The 16,361-nt window shown below is 66.4% G+C and carries 12 protein-coding genes; 7 read left to right on the plus strand and 5 right to left on the minus strand.

Annotated features, from left to right (window positions below; all coding sequences use genetic code 11):
* Positions 1-91: 91 nt before the first annotated feature.
* From lspA to EV147_RS01025, 3 genes are all read right to left on the minus strand, one after another.
* Complete coding sequence (gene lspA, locus EV147_RS01015; RefSeq protein WP_130389276.1) at positions 92-628, minus strand: signal peptidase II; 537 nt, start codon at positions 626-628, stop codon at positions 92-94.
* Positions 628-3,507 (minus strand): isoleucine--tRNA ligase, encoded by a 2,880-nt coding sequence (gene ileS / locus EV147_RS01020; RefSeq protein ID WP_130389277.1) that lies wholly within the window; start codon positions 3,505-3,507, stop codon positions 628-630. The genes lspA and ileS overlap by 1 nt, the downstream gene beginning before the upstream one ends.
* A gap of 118 nt (positions 3,508-3,625) precedes the next feature.
* Positions 3,626-4,615, minus strand: a complete 990-nt coding sequence (locus tag EV147_RS01025; RefSeq protein WP_130389278.1) for a bifunctional riboflavin kinase/FAD synthetase — start codon at positions 4,613-4,615, stop codon at positions 3,626-3,628.
* 257 nt (positions 4,616-4,872) lie between these two features.
* On the opposite strand from EV147_RS01025, the gene EV147_RS01030 reads away from it, so the two are divergent.
* On the plus strand, positions 4,873-6,663 hold the full coding sequence (locus EV147_RS01030; protein ID WP_130389279.1) for an ATP-binding response regulator: 1,791 nt from the start codon (positions 4,873-4,875) through the stop codon (positions 6,661-6,663).
* Positions 6,664-6,695: 32 nt separating this feature from the next.
* Here EV147_RS01030 and EV147_RS01035 read toward each other — a convergent pair whose 3' ends face one another.
* Entirely contained in the window at positions 6,696-7,355 is a 660-nt protein-coding gene (locus EV147_RS01035) for a response regulator (RefSeq protein ID WP_130389280.1), read from the minus strand.
* Between the two features lie 237 nt (positions 7,356-7,592).
* Between EV147_RS01035 and purN the strand changes: the two genes are divergently transcribed.
* The 6 genes from purN to nadC all read left to right on the plus strand — a co-directional run bounded on the left by purN (position 7,593) and on the right by nadC (position 14,674).
* Positions 7,593-8,252: a phosphoribosylglycinamide formyltransferase gene (gene purN, locus EV147_RS01040; protein WP_130389281.1), complete on the plus strand. Its 660-nt coding sequence runs from the start codon at positions 7,593-7,595 to the stop codon at positions 8,250-8,252.
* Positions 8,249-9,637, plus strand: a complete 1,389-nt coding sequence (locus EV147_RS01045) for an RsmB/NOP family class I SAM-dependent RNA methyltransferase (RefSeq protein ID WP_130389282.1) — start codon at positions 8,249-8,251, stop codon at positions 9,635-9,637. The genes purN and EV147_RS01045 overlap by 4 nt, the downstream gene beginning before the upstream one ends.
* A gap of 27 nt (positions 9,638-9,664) precedes the next feature.
* Positions 9,665-11,017, plus strand: coding sequence for a mechanosensitive ion channel family protein (locus EV147_RS01050; protein ID WP_130389283.1), 1,353 nt, complete (start codon positions 9,665-9,667; stop codon positions 11,015-11,017).
* Between the two features lie 304 nt (positions 11,018-11,321).
* Positions 11,322-12,512, plus strand: a complete 1,191-nt coding sequence (locus EV147_RS01055; RefSeq protein WP_130389284.1) for a DesA family fatty acid desaturase — start codon at positions 11,322-11,324, stop codon at positions 12,510-12,512.
* Between the two features lie 147 nt (positions 12,513-12,659).
* On the plus strand, positions 12,660-13,814 hold the full coding sequence (gene nadA, locus EV147_RS01060; protein ID WP_130389285.1) for a quinolinate synthase NadA: 1,155 nt from the start codon (positions 12,660-12,662) through the stop codon (positions 13,812-13,814).
* The gene (gene nadC / locus EV147_RS01065) at positions 13,811-14,674 is read left to right on the plus strand and encodes a carboxylating nicotinate-nucleotide diphosphorylase (protein WP_130389286.1); all 864 of its coding nucleotides are present in this window, start codon (positions 13,811-13,813) and stop codon (positions 14,672-14,674) included. The genes nadA and nadC overlap by 4 nt, the downstream gene beginning before the upstream one ends.
* Before the next feature lie 13 nt (positions 14,675-14,687).
* On the opposite strand, the gene nadB is transcribed toward nadC, so the two are convergent.
* Complete coding sequence (gene nadB / locus EV147_RS01070) at positions 14,688-16,277, minus strand: L-aspartate oxidase (RefSeq protein WP_130389287.1); 1,590 nt, start codon at positions 16,275-16,277, stop codon at positions 14,688-14,690.
* Positions 16,278-16,361: the final 84 nt, after the last annotated feature.

Below are 16,361 nucleotides of genomic sequence, written 5' to 3' on the forward strand. Positions count from 1 at the left end.
TGGCGGGGGAGGTGTGCTGGGGGGGCGGGTTGGTTTTGCTCCCCTCTCCCGCGCGCGGGAGAGGGGAGAACACTGTCAGCGGAGGCGAGGCTTAGTGCCGCCTCACCCGCCGCAACTCATCCACGATCAGCAGCACCGCGCCTACCGTGATCGCGCAGTCCGCCACATTGAAAGCCGGGAAGTGCATGTTGCGCAGATGAAAATCCAGGAAGTCGATCACGTGGCCGTGGAGGATGCGGTCGATCACGTTGCCGATGGCGCCGCCGAGGATCAGCGACACCGCCAGGCAGAACATCTTCTGGCCCGTGTGGCGGTACAGCAGCCAGACGATGAAGGCGCCCACCACCACGGCCAGCAGCGTGAAGAACCAGCGCTGCCAGCCGCCCGCGTCAGCCAGGAAGCTGAACGCGGCGCCCTTGTTGTAGACCAGTACCAGGTTGAAGAAGCTCGTGACCGGGCGCGACTCGCCGTAGGTGAACGAGCGCGAGATCACGACCTTGAAGAACTGGTCGAGCAGCACCACCAGCGCGGCAAACGCCATCCACAGCAGCGGGGTGACGTTGGTGCTGCCCTTCTTCTTGCTGCGCGCCGGGGCCGGCCGCGTGGAACGGGTGGAAGACGATGCCATCAGGCGTGGCTCCTGTGTTCACCGGCGCCGAACAGGTTGCTGTCGCAGCGGCCGCAGAGGGTGGGGTGGGCCGGGTTGTGGCCCACGTCGGCGCGGTAGTGCCAGCAGCGCTCGCACTTGGCGTGTGACGACGGCGTGACGGTGACCAGCAGGTCGCCGCCCTCGGGGGCCGGCGTGACCTTGGCCGCCGAAGTCAGCAGCACGAAGCGCAGGTCGTCGTCCAGGCTCTGCAGCGCGGCCAGCACCGGGCCGCCGGCCGCGATGGTGACCTCGGCCTGCAGCGACGAACCGATCTCGCCTTCCACGCGCACCGCTTCGAGCTGGCGCGTGACTTCGGCGCGCACGGTACGGATCTCGTGCCACTTCTGCAGCAGGTTGTCCGCCTCGTCCACGGCCGGCACGTCGTAGTACGTGCTCGTGAAGATGGTGTCGGTGTGCTCGGTGCCGTGGGCGAAGATCTGCCAGGCTTCCTCGGCCGTGAACGACAGGAATGGCGCCATCCAGTGCAGCATCGCCTGGGTGATGTGGTAGATCGCGTTCTGGGCCGCGCGGCGCTCGCGGGAGCCGGCTGCGGTGGTGTAGAGGCGGTCCTTGAGCACGTCGAGGTAGAAGCCGCCGAGATCCTCCGAGCAGAACGTCTGCAGCTTGGCCACCACCGGGTGGAACTCGTACTGCTGGTAGTGCGACAGCACCTCCACCTGCAGGCGCCCGGTCAGCGCCACGGCGTAGCGGTCGATTTCCAGCCACTCCGACGCCGGCAGCGCGTGCTTGCCGTGGTCGTAGTCGGTCAGGTTGGCCAGCAGGAAGCGCAGCGTGTTGCGGATGCGGCGATAGCCTTCCACCACGCGCTTCAGGATTTCGTCAGAGATCGACAGTTCGCCCGAGTAGTCGGTCGAGGCCACCCACAGGCGGATGATTTCGGCGCCCATCTTGTTCGAGATGTCCTGCGGCGCCACGGTGTTGCCGATCGACTTGGACATCTTGCGGCCTTCGCCATCGACCGTGAAGCCGTGCGTCAGCAGCGCCTTGTAGGGCGGCTTGCCGTACAGCATCGAGGCGGTCAGCAGCGACGAGTGGAACCAGCCGCGGTGCTGGTCCGAGCCTTCGAGGTACAGGTCGGCCAGGCGGCCGTCGGGCTGGTCGGCGGACGGATCGTACAGCTCGTCGCGGTGCGAGCCGCGGATCACGGTCCAGTGCGTGGTGCCGGAGTCGAACCAGACGTCGAGCGTGTCGCGGTTCTTCTCGTAGAACGCGGCGTCGTCGCCGAGCAGTTCCTTCGGGTCGAGCGACTGCCAGGCCTCGATGCCGCTCTTTTCCACGCGCTTTGCCACTTCTTCGAGCAGCGCCGGGGTGTTCGGGTGCAGCGCGCCGGTTTCCTTGTGGACGAAGAACGCCATCGGCACGCCCCACTGGCGCTGGCGCGAGAGCGTCCAGTCCGGCCGGTTGGCGATCATGTTGTGCAGGCGCTGCTTGCCCCAGGCCGGGAAGAACTCGGTGTTGTCGATGCCGGCCAGCGCGGTCTCGCGCAGCGTGGCACTGTTGTCCACCGGCGTCACGTCCATGCCCGCGAACCACTGCGACGTGGCGCGGTAGATGATCGGCGTCTTGTGGCGCCAGCAGTGCATGTAGCTGTGCTCGTACTTGTGCGAGTTGAACAGGTTGCCCGACTCACGTAGTACTTCTACGATTTTTGGGTTCGCATCCCAGATCGACAGCCCGCCGAACAGCGGCAGCGTGCTGGCGTAGACGCCATCGCCCATCACGGGGCTGATGATGTCGGCGTCGGGCATGCCATGGGCCTTGCACGACTGGAAATCCTCCACGCCATAGGCCGGGGCCGAGTGGACGATGCCGGTGCCGGTATCGGTGGTCACGTAGTCGCCCAGGTACACCGGCGACGTGCGCGCGTAGCCGGCATCCATCTTGGCCAGCGGATGGTGGAAACGCACCTCCGACAGCGCATCGCCGCGTGCCGTGGCCACCACCGTGCCTTCCAGCGCGTAGGTCTTGAGCTGTTCCTCGACGCGGTCCTTCGCCAGGATCAGGAAGCCGCGCGCGGTGTCCACCAGCGCGTATTCCACTTCCGGGTGCATGTTCAGCGCCTGGTTCGACGGGATGGTCCACGGCGTGGTGGTCCAGATCACCACCCAGCCCGGCTTGCCTTCCAGCGAGGCCAGCGGCACGTGGAACGCCTGGGCGATCTTGTCGGTGTCCGCGAACGGGAAGCCCACGTCGATCGACAGGTCCACCTTGTCCTTGTACTCCACCTCGGCCTCGGCCAGCGCGGAGCCGCAGTCGAAGCACCAGTTCACGGGCTTCAGGCCGCGGAACACGTAGCCCTTCTCCATGATCTGGCCCAGCGCGCGAAGCTCGTCGGCCTCGTTGCTGAAGTTCATGGTCAGGTACGGGTTGTCCCAGTCGCCGAGCACGCCCAGGCGCTCGAAATCCTTCTTCTGGCGGGCGATCTGCTCGGTGGCGTAGGCGCGCGCCTTGGACTGCACTTCCTGCACCGGCAGGCCCTTGCCGAACTGCTTCTCGATCTGGATCTCGATCGGCATGCCGTGGCAGTCCCAGCCCGGCACGTAGACCGCGTCGAGGCCGGTCAGCCCGCGCGCCTTGATGATCATGTCCTTGAGGACCTTGTTTACGGCGTGGCCGATGTGGATGTCACCGTTGGCGTACGGGGGGCCGTCGTGCAGCACGAACTTCTTCGCGCCCTTGCGCGCGGCGCGGATCTTCTTGTACAGCTGCTTGTCCTGCCATTGCTTGACCCACAGCGGCTCGCGCCTGGGCAGGTCGCCACGCATCGGGAACGGGGTATCCAGCAGGTTCACCGGGTACTTGCTTTTTTCGGGCTTGGCGCGTTTGTCGTCGGACATGTTCGATTCTCGGGGCAATTCGTGGGGCGCGGCTGGCGGATGGCCGCCGCGCGTGTCATTTCGGATGAGGCAGGGCGGGTCCGGCGGCGGGGCAGGGTCTGCACCGCGCTGCCGGCCGCTAGCTAATTCGGTCGGTGGCCGAGGTGGCAAAGTCGCGCCGGCCGCTGCCCGCCTCGGGCGCCGACAGGCCGAAGAACGCGCGCGCATCGTCGGCATCCTTCGCGATGGCGGCGGTCAGGGCCTCCAGCGTGTGGAACCGTTCCTCGTCGCGCAGCTTCTTCATGAATTCCACGCGCACGAGCTTGCCGTAGAGGTTCTCGCTGACGTCGAACAGATGCACTTCGAGCAGCACGCGCCCGGCATCCTCGACGGTCGGCCGCACGCCGATACTCGCCACGCCGGGCAGCGGGTGGTCGGCAATGCCATGCACCTGCACCACGAAGATGCCGTTCACGGCGGGCCGCTTGTGCGAGATCTTGAGGTTCAGCGTGGGGAAGCCGAGATTGCGGCCCAGCTTGCGGCCGTGGATCACGTGCCCGCTGATGGCGTAGCCGTGGCCCAGCAGCCGGCGCGCGTGTTCGAGGTCGCCCTCGGCCAGCGCCTGGCGCACCGCCGAGCTGGAGATGCGGATGCCGCCTTCGGAGACCGAGCCCATCTGCTCCACGTCGAAGCCGAACTCGCGGCCCGCTTCCTGCAGGTAGGCGAAGTCGCCGGCGCGGCGCGCGCCGAAGCGGAAGTCGTCGCCCACCAGCACCCAGCGCGCGTGCAGCCCGTTCCAGAGCACGTTCTCGACGAACTGCTGCGGCGACTGGGCGGCGAAATGGGCGTTGAAATGCTCCACGACCACGCGGTCCACGCCGTTGCGGCGCAGCGCGTCGAGCTTGTCGCGCAGCAGGGCGATCCGGGTGGGAGCGTGTTCGGGCGCGAAAAACTCGCGCGGATGGGGCTCGAACGTCATCACGCACAGCGGCAGGCCACGCGCATCGGCGGCCGCGCGGGCGCGGGCGAGCAGCGACTGGTGGCCGCGATGCACACCGTCGAAATTACCGATGGTGAGCGCGCAGGGCGCCCGGCTTTCGGCGTTGGGCAGGCCGCGGAAGACTTTCACGAGGACGGCGGACGAGCGTTTTAGGGAAAGCGAGCATTATAAGGCGAATGGCCCGCCTTGCCCCGTGGTTCCCCGAATTGCGGGCCACCCGCCGGCGCTGGTGTGGGCAAGCCGCCAAAAATGGCGAAATTGTGGTGGACAGGGCCGCCCGACGATGGCGCGGCGCTGCGAAAGGCGGCATGATATGCGCCATTCCGAACATAAACCGCGCGATTCCCGCAACAGTCGGTCGCCATCCGCCTCCCGAGCCTGCCTCCTTGAACGCGCTGCTCAACAAGCTCCTGCCGCCGCCCGGCCCGCAGCTGGACACCGAAACGCGGGCCAAGCTGCTGGTGACCGTGCATCGGGTCTCCCCCACGGCCATCGCGTCGTCGGTGCTGCTGCCCGGCCTGACCACCTGGGCCTTCTGGTACGAAGCCAACCAGATGGCGCTGTTGCTGTGGTGCGCCACCATGCTGGTGCTCACGGCGGCCGGTAGCTGGTTCTATGTGGGATTCAAGCGCGACAGCGGCAAGATGAGCCGTTCGGCGCACACGCGCAAGTGGTGGAACCACATGCGCGCCATCGCCTTCCTGACCGGCCTGACCTGGGGCAGCTCCGCGCTGCTGCACCTCTATACCAGTTCGATGGTGTTCTCGGCGGTGCTCTACCTGCTCACGCTGGGCGTGCTGGCCGGGGGCGCCACGTCGCAATCGCCGATCCCGTCGAACCTGGTCTTCGCCGGCGTGCCGATCCTGGTGCCCAACATCCTGCTGGCCGACTTTGCCTTCCCGGGGCATGGCGGCTACGTGCAGATCCTGCTGGTGGTCTACGCGCTGATGCTGGCGCGCCATTCGCTGAACCTGCAGCACACGCTGGTCCGGGCCATCCAGCTCGAATCGGAGAGCCGCCGGCTGGCCAAGCAGTTCCAGGAAGAAAAGGAGCGTGCGCTGCACGCCAGCGAGGAAAAATCGCGCTTCCTGGCCGCCGCCAGCCACGACCTGCGCCAGCCGGTCCATGCGCTGGTGATGCTGGTCGAGGCGTTGCGTGCGCGCAACCAGTCCACCGCGCTGCATCCGCTGGTGGAGCAGGTGGCCGCCGGCACGCAGACCATCGACCTGCTGTTCCGCTCGCTGCTCGACCTTTCCAAGCTCGAAGGCCGCAAGGTGCTGCCGACGCTGGAGCCGTGCGAACTCAATGCGCTGATCCACGACGTGATGGGCCAGTTCGCCGCCGATGCGCGCGAAAGCGGCCTGACGCTGACCCCGCGCGTGCCCGACGAACTCTATGGCATGGCCGAGCCGGTGCTGCTGCGCCGCGCGCTGTTCAACCTCGTGCAGAACGCGCTGCGTTACACAAAGCGCGGCGGCATCCTGGTGACAGCCCGCCAGCGGCGCAAGCATGTGCGCGTGGAGGTCTGGGATACCGGCGCGGGCATCACGCCCGAACACCTGCCCGAGATCTTCTCGCCGTACTACCAGGTCCACAATCCGCAGCGCGACCCCTCGCAGGGGCTCGGCCTGGGCCTGGCGATCTTCAAGGAGTGCGTGCGGCTGATGCGCGGGACGTACGGCGTGCGTTCGGTGCCTGGCAAGGGCTCGGTATTCTGGTTCGCGCTGGCGCCGGTGCCGGCCGAGACCGTGGCCAGCGTGCGCGCGATGCGCAAGAACGCGCAGGCCGAGGAGGCGCGCCAGGATCGGCTGCGCGGCACGGTGCTGGTGGTCGATGACGACAGCCAGATCCGCAAGGCGTGGATTGCGCTGATGGAAGCGTGGGGCATACGCGTGGCGTGCGCCGCGCACGGGCAGGAGGCCGACGCGCTGTTCGCCAAGGGCCTCAAGCCGGACATCATCTTCTGCGACCTGCGCCTGCCCGGCAACGAGAACGGCCTGGACCTGCTGGAACGGTGGCAGACCACGCAGCCGCAAGCGCGCAGCGCGCTGCTGACCGGCGATCTGAAATCGGCCGCGCTGCTGGCGGCCGAGGATGCGGGCTACTTCGTGCTGCCCAAGCCGGTGGACCCGGCCAACCTGCGCATGCTGCTGCGGCGCTGGCTCACGGCGGTGTGAACCAGACATCGTAAAACGGCCAGAAAAACCGCTTACTGCCGCAGCCGGAACCGCTCCATCCGCGACATGACCTGCATGCGCGTGCGCACGCCCAGGCGTTGCAGAATGGCGGAAACGTGTTCCTTGACGGTGTTCTCGGTCAGTCCCAGCTTGCGCGCGATCACCTTGTTCGGCAGCCCTTCGAGCACCAGCGCCAGCACCGAGCCCTGGCGCGGCGTCAGGCCCAGCTCGGCCGGCGTCACGGGAATGCCGTGCGCGGGGCCGAAGGACTGGGCGCGGCCGGACAGCGCCTCGTCGGTCGGAAAGCTCGTGTCGCCGGCCAGTACCTTGCGTACGGCGGCCGTGAAGGCGTTGGCGTCGAGATGCTTGCCGACGAAGCCGCACGCGGACAGCGCGCGGGCGCGGCCGACGATTTCGGGCGTGGCTTCGGCGGACATGAAGATGAAGCGTGCGCCGGGGATCACGGTCTTGAATGCCTGCATGGCGTCGAAGCCGGTGCCATCATTCAGCCAGATATCCAGCAGCACGATATCGGGACGGAGTCCCTGGTTCAGCGAGTGGAGAGCTTCCTTGGCGCTGCCGGCAGCATGGACTGCAACGTCGGGCATCACCTCCGCCAGAAACGCGGTGGTGCCGGAAAGAGCCATAGGATGATCATCGACCACCAACAGAGTCGGTGCAGCGTTCGACATGCGTATTCCCGTCTAATTTCCCGTTTCGTCCTTGTTGTCACCGTAATCCGAAGATCCGGCGCGTGGACGTAGGGACCACTCTAACAGAGCGGGGTGCGCGTCACAATCCGTCGCACCGTGATGTTTCATGTTGCAATTAAACCCGAGAGCGTTGCCCCGTGCGCGTTTGGCGGTAATTAAGTACCTAATGTGCATGCTTTGCGGGCGTTTGCACCACAGCTTGGTAGAATCGCGGCGATGAAAAATATTGTCATATTGATTTCCGGGCGCGGCTCCAACATGGAAGCGATCGTCCGGGCCTGCGCAGCCGAGCGATGGCCGGCGCGCGTGGCCGCCGTGCTGTCGAACCGGCCCGATGCCTCGGGCCTTGAATTCGCGGCCGGCCACGGCATTGCCACCGGTGTGGTGGACCACAAGCAGTACCCCGACCGTGCCGCGTTCGATGCCGCCATGCGCGATGCCATCGATGCCCACCAGCCCGACCTCGTCGTGCTGGCCGGCTTCATGCGCATCCTGACCACGGAGTTCGTCGAGCACTACGCGGGGCGCATGCTGAACGTGCATCCGTCGCTGCTGCCGAGCTTCCCCGGCATGCATACGCACCGCCAGGCGCTCGAAGCGGGCGTGAAGCTGCACGGCGCGACGGTACATTTCGTCACGCCGGAACTGGACCACGGCCCGATCGTGATCCAGGCCGCGCTCGATGTTCTGCCAGGCGATACCCCTGAATCGCTGGCCGATCGTCTGCTCGATAGCGAACATGTCATCTACCCGCGCGCAGTGCGCTGGTTTGTCGAAGACCGCCTGCACGTGCAGGACGGTATTGTTCAAGTTCAACCGGCCGAACCCCAATGGTTCATGGCCATCTCGCCCACAGCGGCAGGAAAACAGCCATGAGTCGCAATCCCGCAACTTCCCCGGACAACCGCCAGCGCCCGCGTTCCAGCAAGGGCAAGGGCAGTCCCATCCGCCAGGCGCGTGCGCCGGGCGCCGACGGCCCGCGCCATCCGGGCGGCCTGCAGGCGTTCCACCTGCAACATATCGAGCGGCTGCTCGGCAAGGTGCTGCTGTTCGCGCGTCCGTCGGATGCCGTGGTCAGCTACTACTTCCGAGAAAATAACAAACTTGGCCATCGTGACCGCGGAATCATTGCTGAAGCGATTTTTGCAGTGTTGCGTAGACGCGTCGAATTTGGTCAATTTGCCGAAAGCGGCACCGGATCCGCCACACGGCGGCTGGGTCTGCTGGGTCTGGCATCGACGCTGGGCCGCGACACGTTGACGCCGTTCCTGTACCCGGACGAGTCCGAGTGGCTGGATCGCCTCACGACGATCGAGCGGTCGAGCCTGGCGCCGCGCGTGCGCGCCAACCTGCCGGAATGGCTCTATGACGAACTCGTCACGCAGCACGGCGAACCGTTCACCGCGGCGCTCGGCGATGCGTGGCTGCGCCCGGCCCCGCTCGACCTGCGTGTGAACACTGCCAAGCTGTCGCGCGAGGAAGCGCTGGCCGAACTGGAGACGGCCGGCATTGCCGCCGAGCCCGCCCCGATGGCGCCGGCCGGCATCCGCCTCAAGGGCAAGCCCGCGCTGAACCAGTTGCCGCTGTTCATCAATGGCGGCGTGGAGGTGCAGGACGAAGGCAGCCAGCTGCTATGCCACCTGGTGGCGCCGAAGCGTGGCGAAATGGTGGTGGACTTCTGCGCCGGCGCGGGCGGCAAGACGCTGGCGCTGGGCATGCAGATGCGCTCGACCGGCCGCCTGTATGCGTTCGACGTTTCCGAGAAACGCCTGACCAACCTCAAGCCGCGCCTGGCGCGCAGCGGCCTGTCGAACGTGCATCCGGTGCTGATCGACTCCGAGCGCGATCCCAAGGTGAAGCGTCTGGCCGGCAAGATCGACCGCGTGCTGGTGGACGCACCTTGCAGCGGGCTCGGCACGCTGCGCCGCAATCCCGATCTGAAGTGGCGCCAGACGCCGGAATCGATCACCGAGCTGACGGCCAAGCAGGCTGCCATCCTCGACGCTGCCGCCAAGCTCGTGAAGGGTGGCGGACGTGTGGTATACGCCACTTGCAGCGTGATCGCCGCCGAAAACGAGAAGATCGTGGCCGATTTCCTCGCGCGCAACGAGAATTTCCGTCTCGTACCGGTAGCCGAGGTGCTGGCCGAGCAGAAGATCGATGTTCCGAACTTGCCGGCAGAAGGCGGCATGCTGGCGCTGTATCCGCACGTCCACCAGACTGACGGCTTCTTCGCTGCCGTCCTTGAACGGACGCGTTGAGACCACGTTGAGCGCTGATTGCACGCGATGAACGAACTTTCGCTGGCCGAGCTGGCCCGCTCCCACTCCGTACTGGGCAAGATGCTCGACGACCTGCTGCACGATGCCGGTGGTCCGGGCTTCTTCTGGCAGATCGGGGTGCTGGTGGCCTGCCTGGGCGTGGCGTGGCCGCTGGCCCGCTACGTGGTCCGGCGGCTGGCGGCGCGCCACGAGGATTCCAGCTTCGCGCTGCGCCTGGCGGCCGTGAGCCTGGAGCGGGCGATGTTCCCGCTGTTCGGGTGGGTGCTGGTGCTGGTGGCCCGCTTTGCGCTGGCGCCGTTTGTCTCGGTCAGCGTGCTGCGGCTGGCGCTGGTGCCGCTGTTCGGCATTTCATCGCTTTATATCGCGTTCTACGTGCTGCGCCGGGTGATTTCGGCAAGCGGCCAGTTGCACGGCATGCTGGTGCTGCTGGAGAAGGTGCTGACCACGCTGGTCTGGATCGGCATGGCGCTGTACGTGGTGGGCCTGCTGCCCGACGTGATCCGCTGGATGGAGGAAGTACGATTCCCGGTGGGTGGCAAGCACCCGATCAGCATTGCCGATGCGCTGATGGGCGTGGTCTGGATTCTGCTGACCGTGCTGGTGGCGATGTGGTTTGGCTCGTGGCTCGAAGAGCGCCTGATGCGGGCGCGCAGCCTCGACGCCAACCTCAAGGTCGTACTCACGCGCGTGACCAAGGCGCTGCTGCTGCTGGTGTCGCTGCTGCTGAGCCTGTCGCTGGTGGGCATCGACCTGACCGTGCTGTCGGTGTTCGGCGGCGCGCTGGGGGTGGGGCTGGGGCTGGGCCTGCAGAAGATCGCCAGCAACTACATCTCGGGCTTCATCATCCTGCTGGACCGCTCGGTCACGCTGGGCGACCAGATTACCGTGGACAAGTACACCGGGATCGTCTCGCAGATCCGCACGCGCTACACCGTGGTGCGCAACGGCGACGGCGAGACACTGGTGCCGAACGAGCAGCTCGTGGCGCAGGCGGTGCAGAACCATTCGTTCTCGGGTACCAACGTGCGCGTGGCGGTGCGGGTGCAGGCCGACTACGCTGCCGACCCGGAGACGGTGATCGAACTGCTGCAGCGCTGTGTGCGCGATATTCCACGTGTGCTGGCCGATCCGGTGCCAACGGCGTTCCTGGTGGCGTTCGCGGACAGCGGCATCGAGTACGAAGTGGCCGTCAACATCGCCGATCCCCAGAATGGCAAGCTCGGCGTCCAGTCGGCGATGAACCGGGCGATCTGGCGCACGTTCCAGGAACATGGCATCTCGATCCCGTATCCGCAGCGCGAACTGCGTGTGCTGAACGCCGCTTCGGTGCCGGCCGGCGCCGTGGCGGCCCCCGACTAGATGGCGTTGGCGGCACCTCGGGAACGTTTGCTCCGGCAGACAATCAGAGTCGGGGAAATAGCGGATGTCCCTTCCGCGCCGATCCGGTAGAATGACGGGTTGTCGCGGGTAACGCTACCCGCCGTCCCACACCAGACAACCGCCAGATTGCAGCGGTTCGTGCCTCGGCCAGGCGCCCCTCAGGGTCAAGCCCGCGCCAGAAAGCTATCGCAATCGACTTCTTTGCAGTCTTTTTTCTGCGCGACAGGTGCGCCGCACGGTGGTGCCGCGCTGCAAACACTCGTTTTACGACGGAGAACATAGTTTGTTCGACTCAATTCTTGACTGGGCCGCCAACGGCCTTGCCAACTGGTCCTGGTGGGAGATCGTGATCTACACGCTCGTGATGACGCACATCACGATCGCGGGCGTGACCATCTTCCTGCACCGCTGCATGGCGCACCGGTCGCTGGACCTCCATCCGATCGCCCAGCACTTCTTCCGCTTCTGGCTCTGGATGACCACGGGCATGGTGACCAAGGAATGGACCGCCATCCACCGCAAGCACCACGCCAAGTGCGAGACCGAGGACGATCCGCACAGCCCGCAGACCCGCGGCATCCGCAAGGTGCTGCTGGAAGGCGCCGAGCTGTACCGCGCGGAGTCCAAGAACAAGGAAACCATCGCCAAGTTCGGCCATGGCACACCCAATGACTGGGTCGAGCGCAATGTGTACTCGCGCTTCGGCTGGCAGGGCGTGGGCCTGATGCTGATCATCGACCTGGCACTGTTCGGCGTGATCGGCATGACCGTGTGGGCCGTGCAGATGCTGTGGATTCCGATCCATGCCGCCGGCATCATCAATGGCCTGGGCCACTGGTGGGGGTATCGCAACTACGATTGCGAGGATGCTTCGACCAATGTCTCGCCGTGGGGCTTCATCATCGGTGGCGAGGAACTGCACAACAACCACCACACGTATCCGACGTCGGCCAAGTTCTCGATCAAGTGGTACGAGATCGACGTGGGCTGGTGGTACATCCGCGCCATGCAGGCGGTAGGCCTGGCCAAGGTCAAGAAGACCCCGCCCAAGGCACGCCTGGTGGAAGCCCGCGAGGTCGACCACAACACGCTGGAAGCGATCATCGCCAACCGGTATGACGTGATGGCCCGCTACGCCAAGGCGCTGAAGGCCGCGTACCGCGAGGAAATGCTCAAGCACAAGGAAGGCGGCTCGCCGGAATACACGCACTACAAGCCGGCGCGCAAGTGGTTCCACCGCGAGGAAATGAAGCTGGGCGCGCCGCAGCGCCAACAGCTCGCCACGATCACCGAGCAGAACAAGATGCTGCACACGTTCGTGGAAATGCGCCGCGAGCTGGCCGTGATCTGGGGCCGCTCGAACATGACGCGCGAGCAACTGCTGGCCCAGTTGCAGGCATGGTGCCATCGCGCCGAAGCCAGTGGCATCCAGGCGCTGCAGGAGTTTTCGCTGCGCCTGCGCCGGTACGCCTGATACAATCGGCGACACGCCCGTCATGGCTACAAAGCCCCGCCCCGTGCGGGGCTTTTTGTTGTTGGCTTTCGCTCCCCATGTTGCTGGCAATAGACCGCGTGAGGCAAAGCGCGGCGGCACTGGGTGCCCCGAGGAGTACGTGAAGAGATGACCCCACAGACCATCAAGACCGTCGAGTTCGAGAAGCCGAACCTGACGGATGCCCAGAGCGCCGCCGGCGGAAGCTGCGTGGCGCATGCGTGGGCCAAGGTGCCCCCGGCACTGACCCCCGACGAACGATCGGCGCTCAAGGATCGCATCCGCAGGCTGCTCAAGGAGCGCAACGCGGTGCTGGTGGCGCACTACTACGTCGATGCCGACCTGCAGGACCTGGCCGAGGAAACGGGCGGATGCGTGTCCGACTCGCTCGAAATGGCCCGCTTTGGCCGCGATCACGCGGCGCAGACGCTGGTGGTGGCCGGGGTGCGCTTCATGGGCGAGACCGCCAAGATCCTGAGCCCCGAGAAGACGATCCTGATGCCCGATCTCGACGCGACCTGCTCGCTCGACCTGGGCTGCCCGGCTGACGACTTCTCGGCATTCTGCGATGCCCACCCGGACCGCACCGTGGTGGTCTACGCCAATACCAGCGCCGCCGTGAAGGCACGCGCGGACTGGATGGTGACATCGAGCATCGGCCTGAAGATCGTCCAGCACCTGCACGCGCAGGGCAAGAAGATCCTGTGGGCGCCGGACAAACACCTTGGCAGCTACATCCAGAAGGAAACCGGCGCCGACATGCTGCTGTGGCAGGGCTCCTGCCTGGTGCACGACGAGTTCAAGGGCATCGAACTCGACCTGCTGCGCCGCGAGCATCCGAAGGCGAAAATCCTGGTGCATCCGGAATCGCCCGCCAACGTGGTGGAGCAGGCCGACGTGATCGGCTCGACCAGCCAGCTGATCGCCGCCGCCCAGGAACTGGACGCCAACGAATTCATCGTGGCCACCGACAACGGCATCCTGCACAAGATGCGGATGGCCGCGCCGGGCAAGGTATTCATTGAGGCGCCTACCGCCGGCAACAGCGCCACCTGCAAGAGCTGCGCGCACTGCCCGTGGATGGCCATGAACGCGCTGACCAACCTGGCCGAAGTGCTGGAGACGGGCCGCAACGAAATCCACGTCGATCCCGTCATCGGCCGGCAGGCCGTGGTCTGCATCGACCGCATGCTTGACTTCGCCGCGCAGCAGAAAGCCAGGGTGCGCCCCGCCGCCGACCTCGCCGCCGAGGGCGCGCTGTTCCAGGGAGTGGGTCCGGCATGAGCGTGAACGCGATTTTCGACAGCTACGGCCCCGCGCTGGCGGCAGCGCTGGAAGCGAACGTCAAGGCGGCGATTGCCGAGGATGTGGGCACCGGCGACCTGACCGGCCTGCTGGTGCCGGCCGACAAGCCGGTGCAGGCGCGCGTGATCGTGCGCGAGTCGGCGGTGCTGTGCGGGCGGCCATGGTTCGAGGCCTCGATGCGCGCCGTGGACGAACAGCTACGTGTGACGTGGCGCCAGCAAGAAGGCGCGCGGATACAGGCCGACGACGTGGTGTGCGAGATCGCCGGCCCGGCGCGCGCACTGCTGACGGCGGAGCGGCCGTCGCTGAACTTCCTGCAGTTGCTCTCGGGCGTGGCCACGGCCACGCGCCGCTACGCCGACCTGATCGCCGACACCCGGGCGCGCGTGCTCGATACGCGCAAGACGCTGCCCGGTCTGCGGCTGGCGCAGAAGTACGCGGTCAGGGTGGGCGGCGGCGAGAACCAGCGGCTGGCGCTCTATGACGGCATCCTGATCAAGGAAAACCATATCGCCGCCGCGGGCAGCATCACCGCCGCCGTGCAGGCGGCGCTGGCGCTGGGCACCGACGCGTCGATCCAGGTCGAGGTCGAGTCGATCGCCGAGTTGCGCGAAGCGCTGGAGGCGGGTGCAAAGTCCATCCTGATCGATAACTTCACCGTGCCGATGATGCGCGAAGCCGTGGCGGTCAACGCCGGGCGCGCGCTGCTGGAGGTATCGGGCGGCGTGAACTCCGAGACGATCCGCGAGTTCGCCGAGACCGGTGTGGACCGGATCTCGGTGGGCGCGCTGACGAAGGATGTCAGGGCGACCGATTATTCGCTGCGGGTGATCGGGTAGGGGGCTGCGGCGCCTACCGCCTGGCGCGGGCCGGCCGCAGCACGGTCGGCAGCGCCTTCGGCAGTGTTTCCGGATAGTCGCGGCTGAAATGCAGTCCGCGGCTCTCATGCCTGGAATAGGCGCTTTCCACGATCATCGACGCCACTTCCACGAGGTTGCGCAGTTCCAACAGGTCGCGCGTGACACGGAAGTTCGCGTAGTACTCGGCGATTTCCTCGCGTAGCAGGCCGATTCGATGCTGGGCGCGTTCCAGCCGCTTGTCGGTGCGTACGATCCCGACGTAATTCCACATCATCCGGCGCAACTCGTCCCAGTTGTGCGACACCACCACTTCCTCGTCGGCATCGGACACGCGGCTTTCGTCCCACGCGGGCAGGCGGATGTCTGGCGCGCCGGCCTTGCCATGGGCAGCGATGTCGGCGGCGGCCGCCTGGCCGATCACCATGCATTCGAGCAGCGAGTTCGACGCCAGCCGGTTGGCGCCGTGCAGGCCCGTGCAGCCGGTCTCGCCCACCGCATACAGGTTGCCGATGTCGGTGCGTCCGGCCGTGTCGGTGACCACGCCGCCGCAGGTGTAGTGCGCGGCCGGTACCACCGGAATTGGCTGTTTTGTGATGTCGATGCCGAGTTCCAGGCAGCGCGCATGGATTGTCGGGAAGTGTTCCCTGAGGAAGGCTTCGGGCTGGTGCGTGATGTCGAGATAGACGCAGTCGAGGCCGCGCTTCTTCATCTCGAAATCGATTGCACGTGCCACCACATCGCGCGGCGCCAGCTCGGCGCGCTCGTCGTGGGCCGGCATGAAACGCGTGCCGTCCGGCAGCTTGAGCAGGCCGCCTTCGCCGCGCACGGCTTCGGAAATCAGGAAAGACTTGGCGTAGGGGTGGTAGAGGCAGGTCGGGTGGAACTGGATGAATTCCATGTTGGCCACCCGGCAGCCGGCGCGCCACGCCATGGCGATGCCGTCGCCGGTGGCCGTGTCGGGGTTGGTCGTATACAGGTAGACCTTGCCGGCGCCGCCAGCGGCAAGCACGGTCTGCGTGGCCGTCATCGTGCGGACTTCGTCGGTGGCGGCGTCGAGCACGTAGAGGCCGTAGCAACGGTGGCCGGGCAGCCCCAGCTTGGCCGACGTGATCAGGTCGATGGCGAACTGGTCTTCAAGGATCGTGATGTTCGGATGCTGGCGTGCCTGCTCGGCCAGCGTGGTCACCACGGCATGGCCCGTCGCGTCGGCGGCATGGATGATGCGCCGGCGGCTGTGGCCACCTTCGCGGGTCAGGTGGAAGCCCAGTTCGGCCTCGGCGTCGCGGGTAAATGGCACGCCCCGGTCGATCAGCCACTGGATCGCCTCGCGGCCGTGCTCGACAATGTAGCGCGTGGCTTCCTCGTCACAGAGCCCGGCGCCGGCAACCAGGGTGTCCTGCGTGTGTTCGTCGTGGCTGTCGCCCGAGTCGAGCACCGCTGCGATGCCGCCCTGTGCCCAGTCGCTCGCCCCGGCGGTCATGCTGCGTTTGCTGAGGATGACCACCTTGTGGGTATCGGCCAACTGCAGCGCGACGGTAAGGCCGGCCAGACCGCTGCCGACGATCGCGACATCGAAGTTCATGGTGCAGGGGGTCGCCAGAAGGCGAGGGGGCGTGTGGGGACCGGGAAGTCTACACCCGACTGCCACAATCCTGACATCTTTCCC

This window comes from Cupriavidus agavae (assembly GCF_004217045.1).
GTDB classification, from domain to species: Bacteria; Pseudomonadota; Gammaproteobacteria; order Burkholderiales; family Burkholderiaceae; genus Cupriavidus; species Cupriavidus agavae.

Excerpts from the sequence above, each read along its gene's own strand:
- lspA (WP_130389276.1), bottom strand. The coding sequence starts at position 628 with ATGGCATCGTCTTCCACCCGTTCCACGCGGCCGGCCCCGGCGCGCAGC.
- ileS (WP_130389277.1), bottom strand. The coding sequence starts at position 3,507 with ATGTCCGACGACAAACGCGCCAAGCCCGAAAAAAGCAAGTACCCGGTG.
- EV147_RS01035 (WP_130389280.1), bottom strand. The coding sequence starts at position 7,355 with ATGTCGAACGCTGCACCGACTCTGTTGGTGGTCGATGATCATCCTATG.
- purN (WP_130389281.1), top strand. The coding sequence starts at position 7,593 with ATGAAAAATATTGTCATATTGATTTCCGGGCGCGGCTCCAACATGGAA.
- EV147_RS01045 (WP_130389282.1), top strand. The coding sequence starts at position 8,249 with ATGAGTCGCAATCCCGCAACTTCCCCGGACAACCGCCAGCGCCCGCGT.
- EV147_RS01050 (WP_130389283.1), top strand. The coding sequence starts at position 9,665 with ATGAACGAACTTTCGCTGGCCGAGCTGGCCCGCTCCCACTCCGTACTG.
- nadA (WP_130389285.1), top strand. The coding sequence starts at position 12,660 with ATGACCCCACAGACCATCAAGACCGTCGAGTTCGAGAAGCCGAACCTG.
- nadC (WP_130389286.1), top strand. The coding sequence starts at position 13,811 with ATGAGCGTGAACGCGATTTTCGACAGCTACGGCCCCGCGCTGGCGGCA.
- nadB (WP_130389287.1), bottom strand. The coding sequence starts at position 16,277 with ATGAACTTCGATGTCGCGATCGTCGGCAGCGGTCTGGCCGGCCTTACC.